We start from the raw sequence: 23,775 nt of genomic DNA on the forward strand, positions 1-23,775 counted from the left end.
AATGATGAATACAATTAAAAAAATCACTTCGATTTCATTAATGTTTTTCTTAGGGTTAATGTCTACACACCTTGACGCAGCCAAATCTAAAAAAATTGATCCTAAAGAGGCGCAAGCCAAAGCAGAAAAAGAAGAGGCTCGATTTCCTATAGGATGCAGGCCCGTGGGGTATAAGGAAAGTTTAAAAGTATTGTCCCTTTACCCTGGAAAAGAGGGGGCATTACAATCCTTGTATTTCTTCTTTAACCAATTGCCACAAACGGTGAGTTTGTATCAAATGCGAGATGAAGACAGTCAATATACTACTCGATACAATCATACAATAGGTGGCCGTCAATGGGCGGCATTAGCCACAGGGGAGCCCTTAGTCAAATTTATTTGTACTTTGGGTGATGGTAAAACTTCCTATGGAAAAATTATTGATTGTGCTGATACGATAAAGGTATGTGAATACGTCAATGTAAAATTTGGTTTAAATAATAAAGGCAATTTTTGGATAGTCGATGGCACTACAAGAAATGGTGCCGTTAATGAGGTAGTGCATTACGGCATAATACCTGGGGTATAAATCTGAACACATAATGATAAAAATTCAGGTGAAATTGCTGTGCAAAGAGGGAGAATCTTCATGAAATCGCTAGTACCTTGGGTATGTTTATTCGTTGCATCAGCCAGCCAACATGCTTTTGCTGATGATTTTAGTGCCTATCGATTAGGGAACTATAATAAAGCGATAGAGCCTTTAATGAATCAATCAGGGAAAAATGCAGTTGCTGATTACTACTTGGGACGGATTTATCTTTATGGATATGGTCAACTTAAAAACAGTCAGTTGGCGATACGCTATTTTACCCAATCGGCACAAAAAGGCTATCTTCCTGCAATCCAACTTATGGCCAGATACAGTTTATTGCATGAAAAGGACTCACAACAAGCCTTTACATGGTTTAAAAAAGCGGCGGATGATGGTGATGTAGATGCCCAAATGTTTACGGCGGCGGCATACAGATATGGGGTTGGAGTCAAACGCAATGAGGATGCAGCAACTCGCTATTACATTAATGCGGCAAAAAATGGTAATTCCCTTGCCCAATTTACTTTAGCCAAGAATTTTATTGACAGTCGTAATGCATCAAATAAAAAATTAGGCCTTATCTGGTTAAATAAGGCAGTGGCCAATGGTAACCCTCAAGCAATAACTCGATTAGGGGAGTTATATCTTGAAGGGAAATTGGTTGATAAGGACGAAAAGAAAGGTGAAGAATTATTAAACCAAGCAGCAAGTCAAGGTTTTGCACCCGCAATGGTTGCTTTGGGTGAATTGGCTTTGCATCAAAACCAAAAAGAACAAGCCTTGAAATGGTTTAGTCAGGTAACGAAACAACAGAATGATGAGGCGTATTTGGATTTGGCTCATATTTATTTAGAACCCAAAAGCCCCATTTATGATCCAAAAACTGCGTTCATGTGGACCTTAAAAGCGGCTCAAGATGGTTTCCCACAAGGAAAACGTGAGTTAGCTGAAATGTACCAAAAAGGAATAGGCGTGGATGCCGATCCGAATTTGGCTAAGCAATGGCTAAATCAGGCGAATCAGGATGACAGTGCGAAAAATCAAGAGGCTGCTTTGGCGCAAGCGGCACTTTGGTTAAGTAATGGTACAACAGATAAATTGGAACAAACTGATTTTCAAATGAGGGGCATACTAAGTGCTTGGCATAATCCAACGGTATTAGGCGATTTCGCTTATAACCAGGCACCACGATTGAAAAAGATAATGCGTCAGTCTGTTTTTAAACCCCAATTTGAATTAGTCCAACCTAATGATGTTCCCATAACCAGTTACTATGATGCGATCTTGAATAAAACTCCTGGCTTCCAGGCGAATCAATGGACATACCCACTTTATCCTTTAGATCAGCAGTTATCTGCCTTAGAAAGAACAAATACTCCAATATTTGCGCAATTGAATCTTCCGGCACCTTATATTGATGCCAATTATTATGATTATGATGATTATTCACAAGCCAATATTATGGATTTATGGACTCAGGGCTGGCAAGCGCAACTTAATTATATGTCTGTATTTAATCATTTGTATTTTAGGGCGATATTAGGTGATGCCCAATCGCAATTTCAAATAGGACAAATGTTTCAATATGGTATTGGTGTGGCGCAAAGTGATTCGTCCGCAATTATTTTTTATCAAAATGCAGCTCAACAGCAACATTTAGGGGCCGAATACAATTTAGGGCTTTTATATTTACAACATGCCAAGGATAAACAAGGTTATCAGCTTGCATTAAATGATTTAACTGATGCCGCATTTAAAGGCAATAAAAAATCTCAATATGTATTGGCTCGAATTCTTTCACAAGGCATAACCGGTCCAGACGGTACTGTATACATTCAACCCAATCAAGAGCAAGCGATGTCTATGTTATATCTGGCTGCAGCCAATAATTATGGTCCTGCAGAATATGAGTTGGCAGATAGTTTGGCACGTCAAAATGATAATGGCTTAAGTGTGAATGTCAGAAAACACAAAATAGCTATGATTCGTCAATTGTATCAAGGTGCAGCTGATCGAGGAATTTCTCAAGCGTTATTGCCGCTCGCCTTTTATAATGCTATGGGTCAGGATAAACAAAGACAGGCACAAGCTTTTCGAGTTGCTAAGGATCAAGCAGCTACTGGTGATGAAAATGCTGCCTTGTTATTGGGCTTGCTTTATGATCGGGGAATTGGTGTACAAGCCGATCCAGGCCAAGCAATTAATTGGTATCAACAATCGGGTCAAAATGCAGTAAGTGATTTTATTTTGGGAACTTATGCTGCTGAAGGAAAAGGACTTGCTCAAGACAAGGAAAAAGGGATAGCGAAATTACAGCAATCTGTTGATGATAAATTCTCCTACGCAGATTTTAATATGTCTGTATTACGAAAACAAATCGGACAAGACTTTTTGCCTGATTTGATCAATTCATATAAATTAGGAAACAGTCATGCCGGAATCGTTTTAGCTGATTATTATTTAGCAGAAAACTCTGATCCGGAAAAAATGCAAGAAGCCAAACAAATTTATACCGGTTTGGCTGAAAAAGGTGATCAGTATGCCCAATTGAAATTGGCTTTTATGCTCGAAAAAGGATTAGGTTCGGAACCTAATCTGGCCGATGCGCAACGTTGGTATACTGCTTCTGCGGAACAAGGAAATCCTCTCGCACAGTATTTATTAGGTCAGTTTTATCAATTGGGTGAGAATGGAGAGCCTGATTATAACTTGGCGAAACAATGGTATGCGAAAGCAGCTACAGCACTGCCTGAGGCTTCTGTTGCCTTAGGTTTTATTGATGAAACAGTCAATGATAATTATGTGCAGGCATTAAAAAATTATGAACAAGCTGCTGCCAAAGGCAATGTTTTAGGGGTATACAATTTGGCGCTCATGTATTTATACGGTAAAGGAACTCCAGTTAATTATCAGAAAGCTAAAGATTTATTTGTTCAAGCAGCAACTCACCAAGTTCATGAGGCAATGAATCAATTAGGAGCAATTTATTTTAATGGTTTGGGACAAGCCCGTGATACTCAACAAGCTCTAGCTTGGTATAAAAAAGCAGCCGATTTAGGTAATGCGAATGCACTTTACCAGTTAGGATTATTCTCTGAAACGGGGGTTTCTACCAAGCTTGATTTCAATAACGCGCTCAAATATTACCAACAATCTGCAGACAAAGGTAATGAAAAAGCGATGTTGGCTTTAGCAAGAATGTATCATTACGGGTTAGGAGTTGAGAAAAACCCTAAAATGGCAGCAAGTCTTTATGAAAAATTGGCTGCACGTCAAAATGCATACGCACAATACCAATTAGGTACTTATTATCTCGAAGGTACTGCTGGTGAGCGTTCTATTACTAAAGGCAAGCAATTATTACAACAAGCCAGTGATAATGGCAGCATACAGGCTCGTAAACTCTTGCAAAGAATGGAAGCACAAACTCAGGCTCGTGTCAGTTTTATTGAGCCTGTACTGATGAATAAAGCACCGGTTACTGCAGAGCAAGCTGCTGATTTTATGTATCTGGAAGCATTAAATGAATGGAATCAAGGGGATGAAATCTTATCGCGTATGATTTTACAACGTTTAGTGACTCAATATCCCAATTTTGCACCAGCAAAACGTACTTTCGATCAATTAAATCAAGCACGAAGAGTCAGTATTTATGGTTAGTTAGTCAATTCCCCAAGTGAGGAAATCCTTCACTGCCATTAAAAAGCTCCTCTTCCAGCAGTGGGAGAGGGGGAGTAGGGGGGAGGTGTTTATTGTCGCAATACTCTCATCCGCCCTGACAGGCACCTTGATAATGATCTGATGCTCACCAGTTATCTATTCAACAAAGTCCATCGGAAGTAGCAGCGTATTCGTCAGATAAATTGGTTTTCATTGATGAAGCAAGTGTTGATAAATTTATTTCAAGAGAATAGGTGTGGAGTAAAAAGGGACGCAAGGATATTGGAGAAGTTTCTTGTAAATGCTTTGCCAGAGAGAGTTTTATTGATGGATTAAGGGCGAATGAGGTGGATGCTCCTCTTTGTTATAACGGAACTTGCGATACGGTTTATTTAATTTTTGGTTAGAGTATTGTTTATCCTCAACTCAGTTTGCGGTTTAAATTTTATTTTTTCACCCAACGTGATTGGGCAAGGTGAACAAAATGACAGAATATAACGGAACCGAACCCTATGAGCCCACCTAATATAACATGCGTCAAGCGTTCTGATGCAACGCTAGCTGAATGCGTGACTAACATCACTGTTGTTGCAACAAAGAAACAACGAAAAGAATATGCAATGACATAACGACGGAAGGCAACTAAAGTTAAGAAAATGCCACAAATGGCAAAGGTCAAAGCAAAAGGCGTGCTGGGAATAATAAATCCGAATAAAATACCTAAGGGAACACCTAGTGATACGCCAATAACACGTTGACTCAATTTTTGTGGCGTTGTCATTACATTACCAGTAACGACACTGGCAGTCCCCCAAATCATCCACTGTCCATTTTGCATCTGAAAATATTCAACCAGAAATGCTGAAATACAAACGGCGATTGCCATTGCAACCATGCTTTCAACATAAGGATTTTGCTCTCCAAGATCATTCAAACCGCCTAATCGCAATGGGTGATAATGAATCTTACGTTTTTTATAATATGCGCTTATTTCATCGAATTGGGCAAGCAATAACGTAGGAACTAATGCAATCAACAGATAGGGTAAAAATTGAGGAGCCTGATGTAACATCACTGTATGATTAGTCTCCGCAGCAAATTCTGTAGCAAGAATAATGGCAGGAATAAAAGTCCAACTCCCTAAAGGACGCAGCCTCTCGCCCTTTATCGTAACCAAAATTACTGTCGTAGCAGCGAGGGTGCAGGAGACAATATACAGCACTGGCATAAGCTGGGTTAAAAAAAGTAAGTAAAACATTACAACAATCATGCAACCATGAAGCAATACCCCTAATGCAGTAAGCTCAAGTCGTTCCTCTACAATAAGCGTTGATATAGTTAAAACAGAGGATTGAAGCCAAATCGAGTTATTGGTACTCAAATAGAGAAGGGCAAAGGGGAACAATACGATAATACCCCGCAGTAAAGACCCTATCTGAATTTCATCTTTTAATGCTTGTATCGTCTTGGAAATAACGTGCATTAGATCCCTTTGAGTTCATTTACTGTGACAATTTGCGCTATTTTTTCCATTAATTGGATAGAAAATTGATGTTCCTCCTGATTCGCCGCCGCACAAATGTCTTCAACAATACATACTTTATAATCACGATCATGAGCATCGCGAGCGGTGCTTTCTACTGCCCAGGAAGTACTGACTCCTCCCAGTATTACTCGTTCAATTTGGTTTGCTCGTAGCGCCGCATCAAGTGCAGTCCCATAAAATGCGCTCACTCTTGGTTTGACCATTATTAAACTATTGCCAATCAGTAATTCAGGATGAAACTCTGTTCCTTTAGAACCAAGTTTTAGAGCATCCAACACATGTACTTTACCAAAGATAGGCGAATGCTTTGGTTGTTCCGTATAATTTGCACTAAAACCCACTTTCACCATAATGGTTAACCAATTCTTTAATTTTGCAATTTCAAGAACTTTATTTACCTTTTTAATTATATCACGCTCTTGGGCATGCGCGGCTGAACGCGCTATTTTGCCTTGTGGATGCATAATATCAATAATATAGTCCAGACCTATAAATGCGGTACGCATCGTATTAACCTCCATCAAACACTCCTGAATATTAGTAAAGAAAGCACATTTTTTTGATTCCATAGAAACACTAAGTGTGCCTGATTTTATTTACTTGAATTTTCTTTAAAACAATTAGATTCTATTTATTAAACTTTTGTCATTTACGTTTCTTCATTGTTTCATATAAAAAATCAATTTTTTCATATTGTCCTTGCTGTATAAATCATTACTCAGAAATAATTTGATGAATTAAAAAAGTGATCGGGATCTTCCAAAGCAAAACGTCGAGTCATGTACAAGCTTATATTTCAAGTAATACTAATTTAGTTCAGGATAATAGAACATATCAATTGATTCACTCCAGAAAAGAGACCGATTTAGAAGGGACAATTTTTTATGCTATGGAAAGGGATACTGCATTCTTTTTTTAGTTTAGTATCGTATGAGCGCATCATCAGCACTGGCTTATGATGAACTGGTTGTGAATCTGGGGTATAGCAGTTTTTAGGATGGAAGTCCTCCTTGATTTAAATCCCATAGAGAAATTTTGGGCAAATCTCAAAAATAAAATTAGAAAAGCGATCCCTCATTTTGAAACTCTTTTGATCATGTCGTTAAATCGTTCATTTGAAAATCAAGTGGCTATAAAAGCCACGGATTTCAGTCGCTCCCCTTTTTATATGGGACAAATTCTTGCATCTTTTTAAATTTTTACTCAAAATATCCTTTGATTCATCTAGTTGTTTAACGGAATGTCTAACAAATAACAGGGGATGTTGCGATGAAATATACAGTAACTTTTTGCGTATTTGATCATACTGTAGGCGGTAATCCATTTTGGCATGGTTCTTTTTTTCTGTCCAAATTGAATGAAAGCAATCAGCTGCTGGAAGTCGTTGAAACCTGGGGTTTTTATGGTGTTACCAGTACGGGAGATAAAAGCAGTCGTTTTGAACAATTTAAAAGGAATTATCATTTGGATGTTGATCTCAAAGGCAATCACGGGATGCTGATCAATGAAGAAGTTCGCTACATGCATCTAGGTCATGGCTTATATGGAAAAACCTTTGAGCTGACGCAACAACAGTTCGAAGCGTTACAAAAGAAATGCACTACTGCAGTTGCAGAACAAGAGTCGGCTATTCGTGAAGTGGTAGGTGATGGCCAAAATTTCAAAGTAGATCCTCAAAGGCCAGGAAGAATTTACCGGGAAGAGGCTTATTCCAAACAAATTTTTGAAATCGAACAAACAAAGGCAAAAATAGAAGGCCGCCCATCCCGACTGAAACCTTTTGATTTTCATTTATCATTGGGTTTTTGGAAGATGCAATTTTTTGGATATGCATTTGGGTTCCCTGTACCCACCCTTGAAAATTCCAATACCTGTAAAACTAGGGCAGTTTCCCTTTTAGAAGGTATCCTTACCGAAGAACAGCTTGCTCCATTTAAGAGCTCATCACTACCTCGATTTATTCCTGGTTTAGAGCCTATTCTATTGCATAGCGAGGGTCCATTACGCACACATAAAAAAGCATCAGGTAAAGAGGTATTTTATCGAGATCAAAAACAAGATAAAGAAGTGAAATTATATTGGAGTGTGCCACCCCAACACTGTGATGTCTTATCAGAGGATAGTGTAGGCCTATTTAAAATCGATGAAGAATACTGTCAGGAAGTCAAACTTATCGTGAGCCGGTTACAGCGTTTGGAGTGGTTAATACGGAATGCCTTTTTACCGATACAAGATCCAGAAAAAGAAAAAGTGTTGCGGAAATATAAAGATGATTTAATTCAGCAAATTATTACCTGTTATAAAGCGTTTGCCGTTATTGAGCCTAAAAAGGAAACGAAAAAATCAGGTTGGCAAGGCTTCGCTCTTTCCTTATTTTCCTTACCCAAAAGTAGCGAGGAAAAAAAATTACAAGATAAAATTCATCAAGCTAATATGTTGTTCAACTCACTTTATATGGCAATAGTAGATCAATGGACAATTGATTTTGAGTCTTTATTTGAGGAGGTTAAGGGGAGCGAGCTTAAAAAGAGAAAGGATGAGGTGGATTACAATGATCCTGAGGCGTTAGTATCTTATTTATCAATAGAAGATAAGAAAAATATATGTAAGATAATAGGACGAAATTATTTAGAAAATGACGAGGACACTCGTTTGACTGTCAGCTCAATTGCATAATTGTTATTAAAGTGTAACTGTTCTGAATTTAAAAACAGTTACACTGAATCCTCATTGAAACAATAAAATCGCGTAGTTCAATAAACTTTCTTGTATATAAATTCATATGGTATCATAATAAAAATTAATGCTGTATATTTTTAGGCCATATTTACATGGGTGATCCTCAAGATCTATTCCGATCAGATTTTTTAACTATCCCATTAGATAAGTATCAAGGTGACCACTCGCCCGTGCTTGTGAAAGATGATCTAAGGTGGTTGATTGCTCAGCTTTATCATTTTGTAGCGGAGTCTCCTAATTCTAACGTTCTACTCGAAAGTAATTTTTCCTACTGGCTAACTTACGCACTTCAATGTGCTGTAAATACCTATGATGCTGAAGCGGCACAACAAGTTTGTTCTCTTTTTTACCAGTTGGGAAAAGATTCAAATAGTTTAATGTTAATCTTTGAGCAAACGCTTAGTGGAACATTTGCAGGACAAACTGTTGCTTATGCGTGGATGGACAATCTCTTTTCCGCAACTTATGACCCCAGAAATACCTCAGTGGTCATAGCCATTAATTATATTTTTAGTCAGTTACTAGCGGAAAAGGGTGACGGATTTTCTGATCTGATGACAAAAAACATCAAAGAAGGGAGTGAGAAGGGAAAAAACGCAATTCTCGTACTGGCTCGTGCTTTGGCAAATGTTGCTGAGGTTTCTGAAAGTCAGCCTACAGCTGAATTAATTGCCAATTTATTGAGAAGTTTCGTTAAAAAATCTCCGCTTATTCTAAGCACTTCCCTGACTCAAGAAATATCATATGGTTCTTTCAAGGGAAAAAGCGGCGTCTATGTTTTGGTCGGCACCATTAAGAACGCGGTAGAGAATCAACCCAAGCTAACACCACTGATTGGTGATATTTTGATTGATTTGAATGGAATTATGCCTAAAGAGTTAAGCGATGCCTTATGCAAGACTCATGAACAAGGTCCTTATAAAGGGAAAAATGCTCTGCACATTATTCTCCTTTCACTTATTTCCGCTGCCTACCTCAGTAAAAACTCAGAAGCGGTAAGCGTTTTAATGCATATAGTGCATCAAGTGTGGAAGAGCAATATAGATGGCAAAGTTACTTTATCATTATTGCACCCCATTGAAACTGGGGAGCATGCTAATATAAACGGAGTTATGATGCTCGTACGAGCCATGCGCGCTGCAATCGATCATCAACATCAAGGAGCCCTATTTACTGATTTTTTAATTGATTTTATACAGAGTGACCCTAAAAAGTTAGGTGATGCTTTTACACAACATGCACCTGCAAGTACTATAGGCGATTATACTGTTTCACCTTTAGTACTTTTAATAAATACACTTCAAAAAGTTAAAAATGTAACTCTGAAAACAGGCCTGCGTAATGTCATCAATAAGTTAGCTCATTCTAAATCAGCAGTTGCAATGCTGCTGTCTTTAACTGACGATACGAAATTAATTTTTATTGAAGAGTTAGCTCAAGTTTATTCTCTTAATCATAAACAGGTAACCTGGCTTACTCAAACTAATGGTCAGCAACTCAAAGCAAGCTCCGCTACACTGGATTCTTGTTTTTTTTTGGAAAAAAATAACTGGGGTAGGGGCCAACATTTTTTTGTAGCACCCTCTGTTTCTATGGATGAAGAAAAAGCAGAGCTTCAAGATAAAGAGGATCGGTGTCTACAGGACGATGAGAGGAGAAATGGTATGGGTTGTAGCAATCCTTAAGTTATATTCTTATCAATTTAAGTTCTATACCTAACTTGCTGTTTATTAAGTGGAAAATAGATCTGTGTCTATCAATTATAAATACAATTAACGATTGCTTGTATTTTGGTCACAAGTTAAAATGCGGGCTCAATCTGGAGTTTTTTTGTATTTATAATTGATGGTGGTTCATTATGCCAAACCCTTTTTTTGTTTTTTTAAAAAAAAAACATACCGTCCCCAAAGTGACTTCATATACAGATACGGAACAAACTAAGGAACTTCAACTCCTTGTTGCATCAGGTAATAAAGCCCAATACAGAAAGAGAGAAAAAGACTTTAATGAAGAAGGCTTTAAATTCAGATTGACCAAGGGCATAGTCTATGAAATTAGGGATGAGGGTGAAAAAATTGAAGTCAAAGTGGCAGTCCAGGTTAAAGCATTTACTTTAACGTGGTACTTTTGGACTACTGATGGACTGGACCAGTTCCCTCAGGAATTTAGAGATAAATTATTTAATGCTGCGTCAAAAGTTCAAAGAGAAGAGGTGGAGGGGGGATGCGACTTATATCTCAGAGGCAGCGACGAGCTCCACGGCAAATTAATGCATCATCTTAAAGCTGAATTTTGGCAAAATCATAATCATTATCGATTAAAAGATAATAAGTCTTATACACCAATAGAGTTTAATCAACACCTGTTTGGTCTTGCCTCAACGGAAATTTACCAAGAATTTTTTGAAGAAGGTGAAGTTGAAGCGATTTGTGAGCAATTTGCACAATTTTATAAAAAATGGATGGCAAAGGAGGGCAGTGGACCTTCACTTGAGGAGGAATACTTTAATGATCCTGCACAAAAATTAGATCTAGAAGATGTGATTGAGCTGGAGTTATTTGCGCATCAACAAGAACCTTGTCGAATTAATCTGTCTGAATTAAAAGTAGATTATGAAAAAGCAAGAAAGGAAATAGAGCGGATTGTTAGAGAGGGTCTAACTACGGAAAAACTAGGTGTCTTATTAGAGAAAGTTGATCACGAATATAATGAGCTTGTGGAGTTTAGAAAGATAGGTGGAAGCAGAGGACTTACTCCTGAAATACCTGATTCGAGTAAAATTAAAGGAAGTCGATACCAAGTGAGTCCAGGTCGGGATGATAAGCTTAAAAAGGAGCTACCAGATGTTCCAAAGTGGGCGTATAGTGTTCAAGCTGCTGTGGAAAAAGCAAAAGCATTTATTATTGATGATGCAAAAAAAAGATTAGCTATTCCAAAAAAGGTTATTACAGACAGTGTGAGTTTAATTGAAGCACATGAGGTAGGAATGGCAGATCAGGGTGATAACGGAGCAAAAACAGAAGAAAGGGAGGTGTTACCTCATGAGACAGAACCTAGCAAAGCAAAGTTAGGTGCAGCATTTGGAAAATCTATTTACGCTTCGTTTCTTAATATTTTGCAAAAAGAAAATGAAAGCGTAAAAAAGAGTAAGGCAGTCTCTATAACAGAGGCACAGGCGGCATTTAGACCTTAAGCTCAGCCTAATCAATTGAGGAAATAGAAATGGGTAGACTTTTTCAAGATAAAAGGAAGGATGTTAACCGAATTATTGGAAATTTTGTTGCAGCCGAAGCAAGATCTGGAGATTTTTTTAATAAATTGAATGCGCTTCAAAATGAACTTTATACGGTAAAAACAAAACAAGAGTTTGATATTGTTGTTCAAAAATTAATTAATGAGGAAAAAAATGTTCATCAATTTTTGTCTGAACTCATAACTGGAGCAGATCAAGAGATCTTGTCAAAAGTGATGGTGCAATTGGCCTCACAACCTAATCTTAAACACGTCATTATCCTGTTCAATTATACATCGCTTGTAGCACAAAGTGTTGCCGACAAAAATGAATCATTAAGCATGCAAGAATCATTAGTTGGTTTATCCGACGAACAAAGAACAGCCTTATTACTTTTCATTACGAAATTAAAAGAGCTTAAACCGATTGCAGCATTACTTGTGAACCAGGAAGAAGTATTTAAAGCGCTTCTTCAGCAAACGAATTCATTGGATGATCTTGATCAAATAGAAACTGAAATTGAAAATAAAAATCGACTCCTTGATGGTGCCCTAGAACGATTATTACCTTATCCTAAAGATGAACTCGTGGCAGGTCAAATCATTAACATTTTGAAAGCCAATAGGCATCTGCTGAAAGTATTGCAATCATTTGATTTACATGAAACATTAATGGACGACATATTAAATGCAAGAGCAAGAATTCTCACACATACTGACTCTTATGCGAGCGCTCAACCAGTTTGTTAGCGAAAGTTTATATTTTTCTTAATGAATTTTGCCCTGGTTTATTTGGTAAGTCCTGGTGAAGTAGTCGACTTGAATAAAGGAACAATCTCATAGCCTATCTTGAATGCATACTTAATTCGATGTTTAAAAGAGACATCACCATCCTTTAGGATGATTATGTAGAACAAGGAAAGGAAGGTCGAACTGGCATGGCCAGTTCGATGCGAGCCAATTAAAGGATTAAGCAGCCATTGATTTAACACGAGCTACTAAGCGACTTTTAATACGAGCAGCTTTATTCTTATGAATTAAACCCTTACCAGCTGCTTTATCAATAACTGGTTGTGCTTTGGTGTAGGCAGCATGAGCGGCTTCTTTATCACCTGATTCAACAGCTTTAATCACATTTTTAATGTAAGTGCGGAACATAGAACGTGCACTGGCGTTGTGTTGACGTAATTTTACGTTTTGGCGAGCACGTTTGATCGCTGATTTAATATTTGCCACTTAAAAATCTCCACTCATTCAGACGGTACAAAAGATGGTGATCATGCACAATGAGTCAGAATTTGTCAATAGACTTCTTTGTTTCTAAAGTAGAAATTGATTCTCTCTATTGCGATATGTCTTATTTTTATGCATAATCAATTGATCAATATGGAACCAATGCCGCTAGGAATTATGTCTTAAAGTCTTATACCTTATATTTAGGTTATGAAAATTAATTCATTTAGGTATATCATAAGGTATCTTATTTCATGCATAAAAATTATGTCAGCAACAGAAACAGAAATTATGGTACCTAAACGCCAGAGTTTGCTACGCTCAACGACCTTGGTTTCAGTCATGACCTTCATTTCACGTATTGTCGGTTTTATACGTGATATGGTTCTTGCCAATTTTTTTGGTGCTCAAGCAGGGATGGATGCTTTTTTTGTGGCGTTTCGTATCCCTAATTTTATGCGCCGTCTTTTTGCAGAAGGAGCTTTTGCGCAAGCTTTCGTTCCTGTACTTGCTGAATATCAAAAAACACGCTCTCCGAATGATGTGCGTGTTTTCATTGCACGCATTGCCGGATATCTGGGTTCAATTCTGAGTGTTGTTACCTTAATCGGAATATTTGCCGCACCCGTGATAATCTTTTTATTTGCCCCTGGCTTTAGCCATGACAGCAGCCGTGCTGTATTGGCAACAGAAATGTTGCGTATTACTTTTCCATTCTTGATGTTGGTTTCGCTAACAGCCATGGCTGGAGCGGTATTAAATACCTATGGTTATTTCGCCATTCCTGCATTTACGCCCGTATTATTAAATATCTGTATGATTCTTGCTGCGTTTTATTTATGTCCTCATTTGCCAAGACCTGTTGTAGGATTGGCTTGGGGAGTGCTGATTGCCGGTATTGCGCAATTGCTTTTTCAAATCCCTTTTTTGCATCAACGCAATTTATTGGTAAAGCCTAGATTAGTGAGAAATGATGAGGGGGTTAATAAAGTTCTAAAGCTCATGATCCCCGCTTTATTTGGTGTTTCTATTGCTCAACTTAATTTAATGGTCGACAGTATTTTTGCATCCTTTTTAAAAGTTGGTAGTGTGTCTTGGTTGTATTACACCGATCGTCTCACTGATTTCCCATTAGGTGTTTTTGGCGTGGCTATTGCAACAGTGATTCTCCCACATTTATCTCGGAGGCATGCGGAACAAAGTATCAGCCAGTTTTCAAGTGCGTTGGATTGGGGACTGCGTTCTATTTTACTCATAGGAGTGCCTGCAGGTCTGGGGTTGTGTTTATTTGCTTTACCTCTGATCTCAAGTTGTTTTGCTTATGGCAAATTTACTGCTTATGATGTGATGCAGACACAAAAAAGTTTAATTACTCTTGGAGCCGGTGTCCCTGCTTTTATGATGGTAAAAGTATTGGCTTCAGGGTTTTATGCACGACAAGATATCAGTACCCCAGTTAAAGTGGGTGCAATTTCGATGGTGGTTAATACCTTATTATGTTCTGTATTTGTTTGGCACTTTGCTCATGCGGGTTTGACGTTAGCTTCGGCATTAGCAGGTTATGTCAATTGCGGCACTTTGTTAATCCTACTGATTAAACGTGGCGTGTTCAAACCTTCCCCTGGATGGTTAAAATACTGTATGCAATTACTCTTAGCCAATGCAGCCATTAGCCTCTATTTAATTTTAATGAGTGGAACAGTCAGCTATTGGCTTGGGTTTTCTCCAGTAATGCGTTTAGGCATATTATCCGCTCACGTAGGTGTTACTGTGATAATATATCTTTTAGTTTTGGGATTAACCGGACTCAGACCCGCTCATTTTCGTGGCCAAGTGAAGGAATAAAAAAATGCAAGCAAGATTATTTTATGAGACTGAGAGTGATAGAGCTATTCCCCTTTATTTGATGTCACAAGATCAATGGGAAGAAGGGATGAGCCTGTTTACACCTGCAGAACAAAATTGTCTTGCTTTGCATCAATTCCAAGGAAAAATAGGCGACTCTTGTTTTATTCAGAATGCAGATGGATTAATCGATAAAGCGTATATTGGTACAGGAGATGGAAATCAGGTTCAGGCTTTAGCTAATGCAGCACTAGTACTCCCACCGAATATTTATCAAGTACAAGGAAGATGTTCTCAGGAAGCAACAATGAATTGGGCTTTGGCACAATATCGTTTTGATGCCTATAAAAAACAAGAAATAAAACCTCGTATTCTAATAGTTCACCCAGATGATTGGAATGCTCTTTTGGCCTTAACCCAAGCGCAATTTTTAGTGAGGGATTTGATAAATAAACCGACTAATGATTTAGGCCCCAAAGAGTTAGCTGAAGTAGTGGAGCAATTAGCAAAAGCACATGAAGGGCAATTTAAACAATGGGTTGGCGATGAATTACTAAAAGATAATTTCCCAGCAATCCATGCCGTTGGGCGTGCTTCCAAATCAGCACCTCGCTTGTTGTCCTTAACTTGGGGGGATGAGAAAAACCCTCGTATTACACTGGTTGGAAAAGGAGTTTGTTTTGACAGTGGGGGGTTGGACATAAAATCCGCTTCGGGTATGCGATTAATGAAAAAAGATATGGGGGGCGCAGCCCATGTAATCGGCCTGGCGCAATGGATTATGACTCGTAATTTACCCGTGCGCTTGCAAATGCTTGTACCTGCGGTAGAAAACGCTATAGGACCAGATGCATTTAGACCAGGTGATGTCTTAACCATGCGTAACGGCTTAACCGTAGAGATTCATAATACAGATGCCGAAGGACGTTTAGTTTTAGCTGATGCTTTAGTCAAAGCATGCGAAGAGCAGCCTGAATTACTGATTGATTTTGCTACGTTAACAGGAGCTGCAAGGGTTGCAGTCGGTACCGAAATTGCGGCCTTATTTACCAATAAGGATCAATTGGCTGCCGAAGTGACGGCAGCATCATATCAAGCAGCTGATCCTGTCTGGAGATTACCTTTATTTGCTGCATACGAAGAGCTGCTTCGTTCAAATGTGGCTGACTTGGCTAACTCCAGTGATCATCCTTATGCTGGCGCTATTGTAGCTGGATTATTTCTTCAACGTTTCGTGTCCAAATCCATACCCTGGATGCATTTTGATATTATGGCTTGGAACTTAGGGAGTAAACCAGGCAAACCTGAAGGTGGTGAAGCGATGGGATTGCGTACGGTTGCAGAATATTTGTTACGTGTTTATGGATAGGATAGTTGTCTTGTTCCATGCAACAAGACATTGATCATTCCAATAAGGAGATTTTATGTTAGTGACGTTTCATACAGATGCTTACGAAGATATTACTTATTTTGCAGATGTAGCTAAAAGTTTGCTTTCTTTAATGGGGCATAGTGGTACGGTTCCAGGAGCGATTAAAGCAGAAAATCTTCCTGAGGCTTTGGAAAAGTTACAGTCTGGGCTTAGCAAAGAAAAGAAAATTGCTGAGGAAGATGAAGAAAATGAACCTAAAATAAGCTTAGCAAAGCGCGCTATTCCCTTAATAAGTTTGCTGCAAGCTGCGATAAAAAAAGATAAAGATGTGCTTTGGGATTAATGGTCTTTATGATTGTTATAGCCTGGTTGTAAGCAACCAGGTTGTGCTGATCTAAACTACCTCACTTCAATCTGATGCGTATGTAATTCGCAACCTTTCGCTCTATAGTCCCTATAATGGGTGCGACTCTGTTCTTTATCCGCTTCTGCGTTAATTACGATTTCCATAACGCGCTTAAATTTCCGGTAAAAATCAGGAACATGACTCGAAAGATTCAATAAAATATCATTAAAACCTCTTGGCTCACCTTCATAACCAATTTGTATTGGGGGCGGTGGTTCTGGACCTTCACCTTGTAGGTTATGGGGGATAAAACTGTCTTCTTTGAAAGTCCATAAGAGCTCATCCAATAACTCAGCATCCTGTTTGTTATTGCATAAGACATAAACTTTATGCCCCTTAGCATAAGCTTTTTCCAAAAGACGACAAGCAACCAACCAACGTGCATGGTTCTGGTCGCTCGCTAATAAGTAAAAATCAACGCGAATTAATGGCATGGCGTATTATTTGAGTTAATAAAGGAACAGGTCTTCCCGTAGCATTACGATTTTTACCGAAAACCCAGGCTGTACCGGCAATGTCTAAATGGGCCCAACGATACTTTTCTGTAAAGCGAGACAGGAAACACGCGGCTGTAACACTACTTGCAGTACGATCAAAATTTGCATTGATCATATCGGCTAGAGGACTATCAAGCGCATCTTGATACTCATCATCCAAGGGCATACGCCAGACACGATCATTGCTGTCTTTAGCGGCTTTTTCGATGAGCTGTGCTAATTCTTCATCTTGGGTCATAAAACCGGATGCTACTGTTCCCAATGCAACAATAATGCCACCGGTAAGGGTTGCAACATCGATGACGAATTCGGGTTGATACCGCTCTGCATAAGTTAGCGCATCTGCTAATACGAGGCGACCTTCGGCATCAGTATTGATAATTTCAACAGTTTGTCCTGACATGCTGGTGACAATATCGCCTGATTTAACGGAAGTACCACTTACCATATTTTCAGCACTGGCAATCAAGCCGATTACATGAATGGGAAGCTTCAGCAACGCACATGCTTTTAGAGCACCTAATACACTAGCAGCCCCTGACATATCATATTTCATTTCGTCCATAGCATTGGCAGGCTTGATGGATAAACCACCTGAATCGAAAGTAATTCCTTTGCCTACTAGAATAATTGGGGGGGTATTTTCTGCCCCTTTGTAATGTATGTCTATAAGTCTTGGTGGCTGTGCTGAACCTTGAGCGACTGCCAATAAAGTTTCCATGCCCATTTGACGCATTTCTTCTGGCCCCATCACTTTGCAACTCATTTCCTGTGCAAATTCTTTGCATAACTGGATTGCTTGTTCGCCTAAATAAGTGGGGGTACAGATATTAGCTGGCATGTTCGCAAGATTACGTGTTAATTCCACACCCGCAGCGATTGCGTGGCCTAATTTTAATCCCTCATCACTGGCATTGGGTAAATAAAAGGTTACAGAGTCTAATTGATGGGCTTTTGCCTTTTTCTTTTTAAAATCCAGTAATTGATACCGCTGATTATCCATTTGAATAATCATTTGCTCCAATTGCCAGTCTGCGGAATATTGGCTTATTTGCGGGAGGCATATTGTTGCACTCCGAACACGATGCTTGATTAATGCTACAGTAATCTCAGTGGTTCTTTTTTTTAGTTGCGAAGCGCTGAATTTAGCTTGCTCGCCGCAGTGAATGATTAATAATGTCCCATGCAGATTATGATGCCATTGTATATCACCAGCTTCAGACGTTTTCTGAATCAGCTTGCTAATTAGGCCGTGGTTTTCTTTATCCAAAGCCTGAGCAAAATCAGATAAATCCGTATCAGAAAATACGCCAAGTACAAGACATTCGCTGGTTGATAACGTGGGGTTTTGTGTTAATTGATATTTCATTTTTTATTATCCTAATGTCTCGTGCCGCCTGAAGTATGGTGAAAACCGCCATCATTAATAGCGAGGGATTTCCTCGCCAGAGTTTCGTTTTCCGATGGAGATCTCGCTGTCTCGGATACCGCTATGCTTCACCTAGGTTACAATTTACTTGCAGTTTACCTAAACTAAGTTTGGTTTTAAACAGGCATTTTACACTCTGTTAAGGGTTTTGTAGGTACAACAATTTGAACATTTATGCCTTTAATTGTTGGACTATTTAGCGCTTTTTCAAGATAGTCAATTAATGGTACTTCAACTACTTTGCCATATTCTGACGAAGCTTGCCGAAAATACAATTGTCCATCATGTCTAATTGCAAAACCTAAATGTGAAATATTTAATGCAGTGCCAATTTTTTGGCTTAGATCCCAGTTTGGTCTTACAATTTCAATGATTGCACCATGAGGAATTTGCGCAAATAAATACATATCGGGTTTATTATGTTTGGGAAATAAGGCAGTAAAGGGAAGGTAAGGGACTTTTTCTGAAGTCACTTCTAATCGAGCGCCTTTCTTTTTCAATTCATCTAATCGCGCTTCTTCTTTTCCTTTATCCGCATCCTCTAGTCTAATTGTTTCAACCGTTTTATAGGCATACCAATTAGGTTTATTAATCACTGCCTCAGCGATTTGGGCGACTGGTTGATTATTTTTATCTTTAATCGTTAAGGTAATGTCTTTAAGTAGTCCGCTTTGCTGATTGTTTTGATTCCAATCTAAGCCTTGAAAATGATTTCGTTGTAGATAAGAAACGAGGCCATTTTTATAACGCATATTTTTTATGCATTGTTGAAACGAGGTTAGTGAATTGGCTAAAGCTAAAGACAGAACCGTGTTGACATAGGTATCGCAATCGAATGAGTCAACACGGTATTTAGGAAACTGATCATAGCGCGCTTTGGGACCTTCTCCTAAAGAACCAAGTAAATAAGGGATACCCAAAAATTGGCTACTAAACCAATCTATTCTATCAGGCATTGAAGTATTCGGCATGCTGCGTAGTCTATGGTATAGTTCTTCTATTGAGGAGTTAGCCTGTTTCTCAGTAGTATTTGAGTCAAAAGCATAACTTAAAAAAGAAATGAGGAAGCAGGTTACAAAAATCAAATGTTTTAAGGGAGTAAGTGTGCACTTCATCAGTTTTTTCTGTCTAAAGCCAAATAATGACTACATCTTAACCTGTTCCGGAGTATGGAGGCAAGAATGCTCAATATAATCTGGTTAGGAATGATACTGATTTCTGTAGTAGTTGGGGTGATTGAAGGACGGATTGATGAGGTTGCTCGTGCTGTTACTGACTCAGCCAAACTTGGTTTTGAAATTGCTCTTGGTTTGGCAGGAATCATGTCTCTTTGGCTTGGAATTATGTCTATAGCGACCGAATCAGGACTAGTGACTTTATTAGGTAAACTTCTCAAACCGATTTTAAGACGGCTGTTTCCGGATATTCCTACAGAGCATCCCGCAATGGGGGCGATCACTATGAATATTGCTGCAAATATGTTGGGACTTGCCAATGCAGCAACTCCATTTGGATTGCAAGCGATGAAAGAGCTGCAAACACTGAACCAGCATGCAAAAATTGCAACCAACTCCATGTGTACTTTTCTAGCAATTAATACTTCAAGTGTGCAATTAATTCCTGCTACCGCAATTGCATATTTAGCGGCAAATGGTAGCACTAATCCAAGTAGTGTCATTATCAGTTCTTTAATCGCCACTATCGTTTCTACTTTAGTTGCCATTATTGCCGTAAAGCAATTAGCGAAATTACCCATGTTTCGTGTTGGAAGGAAAGACAGCCTATGAGTGGATTCGCTAATCAGTTGTCTAATTGGATGCTTTTAATTTTTATTGTGGGTATTCCTTTATACGCTGCAATAAAAAAAATTAACGTTTTTGATGCATTTATCGTAGGCGCCAAACAAGGATTTGATACGATTTTGAGCATTGTTCCTTATTTAATCGCGATGATAGTAGCTATTGGGATGCTGCGTGCTTCAGGATTTTTTGGTTTAATGGCCAATCTGCTGGCTCCTCTTCTTGTCATGATTGGTATGCCTCCCGAAGTATTGCCCTTGGCTTTAATTCGACCTTTTTCAGGAAGTGCTTCAACAGGAATGATGGCCGAATTGATTCATCAGTATGGTGGAGACTCGTTTATCGCCAAAGTTGCTGCCACGATGATGGGAAGTACAGAAACAACATTTTATGTGATTGCTGTTTATTTTGGCTCTATAGGAGTTCGCCGAACACGACATGCCATTCCAGCAGGCTTATTAGCAGATCTTGCTGGAATCATTGCCTCTGTGCTCGTTTGCCGTTATTTATTTGGGTGATTTTACAGAGTCACTCAATAGAAAATTGCATTAAAAACTATCCAATTCTTGTTTTTTTCTTGCCTTTGTTTTTACCTTTACTGGCGTAATTTGTTTTTTCGAGTGATTTCAAACGTGCAAACACACTCCGCACTTTCGCTTTAAATTGGGCCATTTCTCGCGCAGGAACAGGAGACGCTGTAGGCAGGTAGGTTGTTGTTGGATTTCTTGGTTGGTTATGAACATGAAGCTCATAATGGCAATGAGGACCTGTAGCCAGACCTGTTTGACCTACATAGCCAATTACTTGACCGCGTTTAATTCTGCTGCCTTTGGACAAGCCTTTGGCAAATCGAAGCATGTGTCCATATAGCGTACTGAAGGTTTTATCATGTTTGACTTCAATCATATTCCCGTAGCCATTGTGTCTACCAATATTGGTAATGACCCCATCACCAACTGATTGAATTGGTGTTCCAATAGGCGCTGCGAGATCAATGCCTTTATGTGCTCTCTTATAATGCAATATCGGATGGTATCTTGAAGAGGTAAAGGTTGAGCTTATATGACTGAACTTAATCGGATACCGTGAAAATGCTTTTTTAAAACTGTCGCCTTTAGGAGTATAGTAATCACGGTTACCATTTCTACTTATATGTCGTACCGCTTGCGCAGTTTTGCCTTGATTGGTATAGCTTACAGCAACAATATCACCAATGCCTACCATTTTGTTTTCTACATAAAAGCTGTCATAGGCAATGGAGAAGCGATCGCCACTACGAATAGAACGTGAGAAATCGATTTCCTTGCGTAATATCGTAGTCATTTGTTGAATTAATTTCCTAGGGATCCCTAAGCGTTGAGCAGTAGCGTATAACGAGCCTGATACCACACCTGTTACGTAACGCTCTTCGGTTTTTACTTTTTTAGAGTCTACTTTCGTTTTATAAACTGCTCCATCCCTATAAACAGTTAATGTTTGAATGTTATTCATTGGAATAACTAATTTTTCTAATTTATTTTTATTAATTAAAAATTTTAGTTCCTGACTCGGTTTTATTGCTGTAAGTGCTTTTGCATAAGGATTTTTTTGCATCACCAAATGTAAATTTTGTGCCGTTAATCCAAGACGCTTAAATATAGTTGCCATAGAGTCACCGGATCTAGGCCTAATAGTTTGCCATTCGTTGTCTTTAACAATGTTTTTGATAGGTTTAACTGTTTTGACAACATTCTCAACAACCGTTTTAGCGCTTTGTTTGGCAAGTTCAGGTTTAGACTCATCAACTATTTCTTCTTCATTTTGATATGCGTTTTCTTGATAAGTTTCGTCTTGGTACTCTTCGGATTCATCCCCATCGAGATCAGGTAAGCTAAGGGTTTGAGTTTTGGGACCTTGATATGAGTTATGCGAAAATTTTTTTACAAGAAAATAGGGGAGTGAAAAAGCAATAATTAAGGCAAAACCCATTAATACCTTAGATGGCTTAGATTTTTTATTTTTATTCGTTTTTCGTTTTTCGATATATATATAAGGTTTCTTATCCATCGTTTGCCTATACATTGCCATCCGGAACTATGCTATTGTCTGCATTTATTAATTTTTCGGGTGACAAATTATTTTTAAATCACCTTTTAGGTATGGCAGGAAATTGCCAACCGGGCTAAGATACTCGGTGTGAGAAGATAGGTCAATCATTTATAAAGGTTTTGATGTCATGATAGTTGAAGATTCAGTATGTTCCGAACTAGTAAGAGGCTGCGAAGAGGTACTTCCGCAGCAGGAATTGGAAAAAAAATTACAAAAAGGAACTACCTTAAAAATAAAAGCAGGTTTTGATCCAACTGCACCTGATTTGCATTTAGGACATACTGTATTACTTAATAAGTTAAGACAATTCCAACAATATGGCCATGAGGTCATTTTTTTAATTGGTGATTTTACGGCGATGATAGGCGACCCAACGGGGAAAAATGTTACCCGCCTGCCTCTTAGCCAAGAAACGGTATTGGAAAATGCAAAAACATATCAAGAGCAAGTTTTTAAAATTTTAGATCCTCTTAAAACAAAAGTGGCATTTAACTCCCAATGGCTTGCCCAATTTAGTGCTGTAGATTTAATCCGCTTAGCTGCGACACACACGGTTGCCCGTATGCTGGAGCGAGATGATTTTAACAAACGCTATACTACAGGACAGCCCATTGCGATTCATGAGTTCTTGTATCCTCTCCTTCAGGGTTATGACTCAGTAGCACTCAAAGCAGATGTTGAGCTTGGTGGATCAGATCAGAAATTTAACTTATTAATGGGGCGTGAATTACAAAAGCATTATGGTCTTGAACCACAAGTTGTGATGATGACTCCATTAATAGAAGGCTTGGATGGTGTGAAAAAAATGTCTAAGTCTCTTGATAACTATATTGGTATTAATGAGCCGGCAGCCGATATGTTTGGTAAAATTATGTCGGTATCTGATGAGCTCATGTGGCGTTATATTGATTTGCTTAGCTTTAAAACAGGAAATGAAATAAAGGCTTTAAAGAGTTCTGTAGCGCAAGGCGCAAATCCCAGGGACATAAAAATTGATTTTGCTAAAGAAATTGTGACGCGTTTCCATGATCAATCACAAGCGGAACAGGCTCACAAAGAATTTATAGAACGTTTTCAGAAAGGTATTATTCCAGAAGATTTAGAAGAGCAAACCATTAAATTGCAAGAGCCACTTTCTTTGGCCCAACTATTAAAGCAAATGAATTTAACTCAAAGTACCTCAGAAGCAATTCGTTTAGTGAAGCAAGGTGCGGTTAAAATCAATGGCGATAAGGTCGAGGATCCCGCTCTGGCATTGCCTGCTGGTCAGGTCTATATAATACAAGTTGGCAAGCGTAGAATTGCCAAGCTGCATTTACAATAAACAGAGTGTCATCATTTTTTTTAAAAAAATGA

19 protein-coding genes are annotated in these 23,775 nt (G+C 38.6%); 12 read left to right on the forward strand and 7 right to left on the reverse strand.

Annotated features, from left to right (window positions below):
- Positions 1–4: 4 nt before the first annotated feature.
- Positions 5–568: an endopeptidase IV gene (locus OQJ26_RS08625; protein WP_265703477.1), complete on the forward strand. Its 564-nt coding sequence runs from the start codon at positions 5–7 to the stop codon at positions 566–568.
- Between the two features lie 60 nt (positions 569–628).
- Positions 629–4,234 (forward strand): tetratricopeptide repeat protein, encoded by a 3,606-nt coding sequence (locus OQJ26_RS08630; protein ID WP_265703452.1) that lies wholly within the window; start codon positions 629–631, stop codon positions 4,232–4,234.
- A 445-nt stretch (positions 4,235–4,679) separates the two neighbouring features.
- On the opposite strand, the gene OQJ26_RS08635 is transcribed toward OQJ26_RS08630, so the two are convergent.
- Positions 4,680–5,717, reverse strand: a complete 1,038-nt coding sequence (locus tag OQJ26_RS08635; RefSeq protein WP_265703453.1) for an FUSC family protein — start codon at positions 5,715–5,717, stop codon at positions 4,680–4,682.
- Entirely contained in the window at positions 5,717–6,301 is a 585-nt protein-coding gene (locus tag OQJ26_RS08640) for a cysteine hydrolase family protein (RefSeq protein WP_265703454.1), read from the reverse strand. The genes OQJ26_RS08635 and OQJ26_RS08640 overlap by 1 nt, the downstream gene beginning before the upstream one ends.
- Before the next feature lie 748 nt (positions 6,302–7,049).
- Here OQJ26_RS08640 and OQJ26_RS08645 point away from each other — a divergent pair.
- From OQJ26_RS08645 to OQJ26_RS08660, 4 genes are all read left to right on the forward strand, one after another.
- The gene (locus OQJ26_RS08645; protein ID WP_265703455.1) at positions 7,050–8,456 is read left to right on the forward strand and encodes a hypothetical protein; all 1,407 of its coding nucleotides are present in this window, start codon (positions 7,050–7,052) and stop codon (positions 8,454–8,456) included.
- 155 nt (positions 8,457–8,611) lie between these two features.
- Entirely contained in the window at positions 8,612–10,204 is a 1,593-nt protein-coding gene (locus OQJ26_RS08650) for a hypothetical protein (RefSeq protein WP_265703456.1), read from the forward strand.
- 173 nt (positions 10,205–10,377) lie between these two features.
- Positions 10,378–11,712, forward strand: coding sequence for a hypothetical protein (locus tag OQJ26_RS08655; protein WP_265703457.1), 1,335 nt, complete (start codon positions 10,378–10,380; stop codon positions 11,710–11,712).
- 29 nt (positions 11,713–11,741) lie between these two features.
- Complete coding sequence (locus OQJ26_RS08660) at positions 11,742–12,500, forward strand: hypothetical protein (protein ID WP_265703458.1); 759 nt, start codon at positions 11,742–11,744, stop codon at positions 12,498–12,500.
- Between the two features lie 219 nt (positions 12,501–12,719).
- On the opposite strand, the gene rpsT is transcribed toward OQJ26_RS08660, so the two are convergent.
- On the reverse strand, positions 12,720–12,986 hold the full coding sequence (gene rpsT / locus OQJ26_RS08665) for a 30S ribosomal protein S20 (protein ID WP_028381062.1): 267 nt from the start codon (positions 12,984–12,986) through the stop codon (positions 12,720–12,722).
- Between the two features lie 264 nt (positions 12,987–13,250).
- Between rpsT and murJ the strand changes: the two genes are divergently transcribed.
- From murJ to OQJ26_RS08680, 3 genes are read left to right on the forward strand one after another with little or no spacing between them, the layout of a single operon-like run.
- Positions 13,251–14,828, forward strand: a complete 1,578-nt coding sequence (murJ, locus tag OQJ26_RS08670; protein WP_265703459.1) for a murein biosynthesis integral membrane protein MurJ — start codon at positions 13,251–13,253, stop codon at positions 14,826–14,828.
- 4 nt (positions 14,829–14,832) lie between these two features.
- Positions 14,833–16,197: a leucyl aminopeptidase family protein gene (locus OQJ26_RS08675; RefSeq protein ID WP_265703460.1), complete on the forward strand. Its 1,365-nt coding sequence runs from the start codon at positions 14,833–14,835 to the stop codon at positions 16,195–16,197.
- Positions 16,198–16,252: 55 nt separating this feature from the next.
- On the forward strand, positions 16,253–16,543 hold the full coding sequence (locus tag OQJ26_RS08680) for a DUF1840 domain-containing protein (RefSeq protein ID WP_265703461.1): 291 nt from the start codon (positions 16,253–16,255) through the stop codon (positions 16,541–16,543).
- A gap of 56 nt (positions 16,544–16,599) precedes the next feature.
- Here the strand turns inward: OQJ26_RS08680 and OQJ26_RS08685 are convergent, their stop codons facing one another.
- The 3 genes from OQJ26_RS08685 to OQJ26_RS08695 all read right to left on the reverse strand — a co-directional run bounded on the left by OQJ26_RS08685 (position 16,600) and on the right by OQJ26_RS08695 (position 19,647).
- Positions 16,600–17,040: a DNA polymerase III subunit chi gene (locus tag OQJ26_RS08685; RefSeq protein ID WP_265703462.1), complete on the reverse strand. Its 441-nt coding sequence runs from the start codon at positions 17,038–17,040 to the stop codon at positions 16,600–16,602.
- Positions 17,021–18,472 carry a leucyl aminopeptidase gene (locus tag OQJ26_RS08690; protein WP_265703463.1) on the reverse strand — a complete coding sequence of 484 codons (1,452 nt, stop codon included), beginning with the start codon at positions 18,470–18,472 and terminating at the stop codon, positions 17,021–17,023. Before OQJ26_RS08690 ends, OQJ26_RS08685 begins: the two co-directional genes overlap by 20 nt.
- Before the next feature lie 176 nt (positions 18,473–18,648).
- Positions 18,649–19,647 (reverse strand): N-acetylmuramoyl-L-alanine amidase-like domain-containing protein, encoded by a 999-nt coding sequence (locus OQJ26_RS08695; protein ID WP_265703464.1) that lies wholly within the window; start codon positions 19,645–19,647, stop codon positions 18,649–18,651.
- Between the two features lie 66 nt (positions 19,648–19,713).
- Between OQJ26_RS08695 and OQJ26_RS08700 the strand changes: the two genes are divergently transcribed.
- Both OQJ26_RS08700 and OQJ26_RS08705 read left to right on the forward strand, forming a co-directional pair.
- On the forward strand, positions 19,714–20,319 hold the full coding sequence (locus tag OQJ26_RS08700) for a nucleoside recognition domain-containing protein (RefSeq protein WP_265703465.1): 606 nt from the start codon (positions 19,714–19,716) through the stop codon (positions 20,317–20,319).
- The gene (locus OQJ26_RS08705) at positions 20,316–20,849 is read left to right on the forward strand and encodes a spore maturation protein (RefSeq protein ID WP_265703466.1); all 534 of its coding nucleotides are present in this window, start codon (positions 20,316–20,318) and stop codon (positions 20,847–20,849) included. Before OQJ26_RS08700 ends, OQJ26_RS08705 begins: the two co-directional genes overlap by 4 nt.
- A gap of 37 nt (positions 20,850–20,886) precedes the next feature.
- On the opposite strand, the gene OQJ26_RS08710 is transcribed toward OQJ26_RS08705, so the two are convergent.
- Positions 20,887–22,377: a M23 family metallopeptidase gene (locus tag OQJ26_RS08710; RefSeq protein WP_265703467.1), complete on the reverse strand. Its 1,491-nt coding sequence runs from the start codon at positions 22,375–22,377 to the stop codon at positions 20,887–20,889.
- 169 nt (positions 22,378–22,546) lie between these two features.
- Between OQJ26_RS08710 and tyrS the strand changes: the two genes are divergently transcribed.
- Positions 22,547–23,743, forward strand: coding sequence for a tyrosine--tRNA ligase (gene tyrS / locus OQJ26_RS08715; RefSeq protein WP_265703468.1), 1,197 nt, complete (start codon positions 22,547–22,549; stop codon positions 23,741–23,743).
- Positions 23,744–23,775: the final 32 nt, after the last annotated feature.

Source organism: Legionella sheltonii, from assembly GCF_026191355.1.
GTDB classification, from domain to species: Bacteria; Pseudomonadota; Gammaproteobacteria; order Legionellales; family Legionellaceae; genus Legionella; species Legionella sheltonii.

Excerpts from the sequence above, each read along its gene's own strand:
- OQJ26_RS08710 (WP_265703467.1), bottom strand. The coding sequence starts at position 22,377 with ATGGATAAGAAACCTTATATATATATCGAAAAACGAAAAACGAATAAA.
- OQJ26_RS08625 (WP_265703477.1), top strand. The coding sequence starts at position 5 with ATGAATACAATTAAAAAAATCACTTCGATTTCATTAATGTTTTTCTTA.
- OQJ26_RS08655 (WP_265703457.1), top strand. The coding sequence starts at position 10,378 with ATGCCAAACCCTTTTTTTGTTTTTTTAAAAAAAAAACATACCGTCCCC.
- OQJ26_RS08690 (WP_265703463.1), bottom strand. The coding sequence starts at position 18,472 with ATGAAATATCAATTAACACAAAACCCCACGTTATCAACCAGCGAATGT.
- OQJ26_RS08635 (WP_265703453.1), bottom strand. The coding sequence starts at position 5,717 with ATGCACGTTATTTCCAAGACGATACAAGCATTAAAAGATGAAATTCAG.
- OQJ26_RS08630 (WP_265703452.1), top strand. The coding sequence starts at position 629 with ATGAAATCGCTAGTACCTTGGGTATGTTTATTCGTTGCATCAGCCAGC.
- tyrS (WP_265703468.1), top strand. The coding sequence starts at position 22,547 with ATGATAGTTGAAGATTCAGTATGTTCCGAACTAGTAAGAGGCTGCGAA.
- OQJ26_RS08700 (WP_265703465.1), top strand. The coding sequence starts at position 19,714 with ATGCTCAATATAATCTGGTTAGGAATGATACTGATTTCTGTAGTAGTT.
- OQJ26_RS08640 (WP_265703454.1), bottom strand. The coding sequence starts at position 6,301 with ATGGAGGTTAATACGATGCGTACCGCATTTATAGGTCTGGACTATATT.
- OQJ26_RS08650 (WP_265703456.1), top strand. The coding sequence starts at position 8,612 with ATGGGTGATCCTCAAGATCTATTCCGATCAGATTTTTTAACTATCCCA.
- murJ (WP_265703459.1), top strand. The coding sequence starts at position 13,251 with ATGTCAGCAACAGAAACAGAAATTATGGTACCTAAACGCCAGAGTTTG.
- OQJ26_RS08660 (WP_265703458.1), top strand. The coding sequence starts at position 11,742 with ATGGGTAGACTTTTTCAAGATAAAAGGAAGGATGTTAACCGAATTATT.
- OQJ26_RS08705 (WP_265703466.1), top strand. The coding sequence starts at position 20,316 with ATGAGTGGATTCGCTAATCAGTTGTCTAATTGGATGCTTTTAATTTTT.
- OQJ26_RS08695 (WP_265703464.1), bottom strand. The coding sequence starts at position 19,647 with ATGAAGTGCACACTTACTCCCTTAAAACATTTGATTTTTGTAACCTGC.
- OQJ26_RS08645 (WP_265703455.1), top strand. The coding sequence starts at position 7,050 with ATGAAATATACAGTAACTTTTTGCGTATTTGATCATACTGTAGGCGGT.
- OQJ26_RS08685 (WP_265703462.1), bottom strand. The coding sequence starts at position 17,040 with ATGCCATTAATTCGCGTTGATTTTTACTTATTAGCGAGCGACCAGAAC.
- OQJ26_RS08680 (WP_265703461.1), top strand. The coding sequence starts at position 16,253 with ATGTTAGTGACGTTTCATACAGATGCTTACGAAGATATTACTTATTTT.
- OQJ26_RS08675 (WP_265703460.1), top strand. The coding sequence starts at position 14,833 with ATGCAAGCAAGATTATTTTATGAGACTGAGAGTGATAGAGCTATTCCC.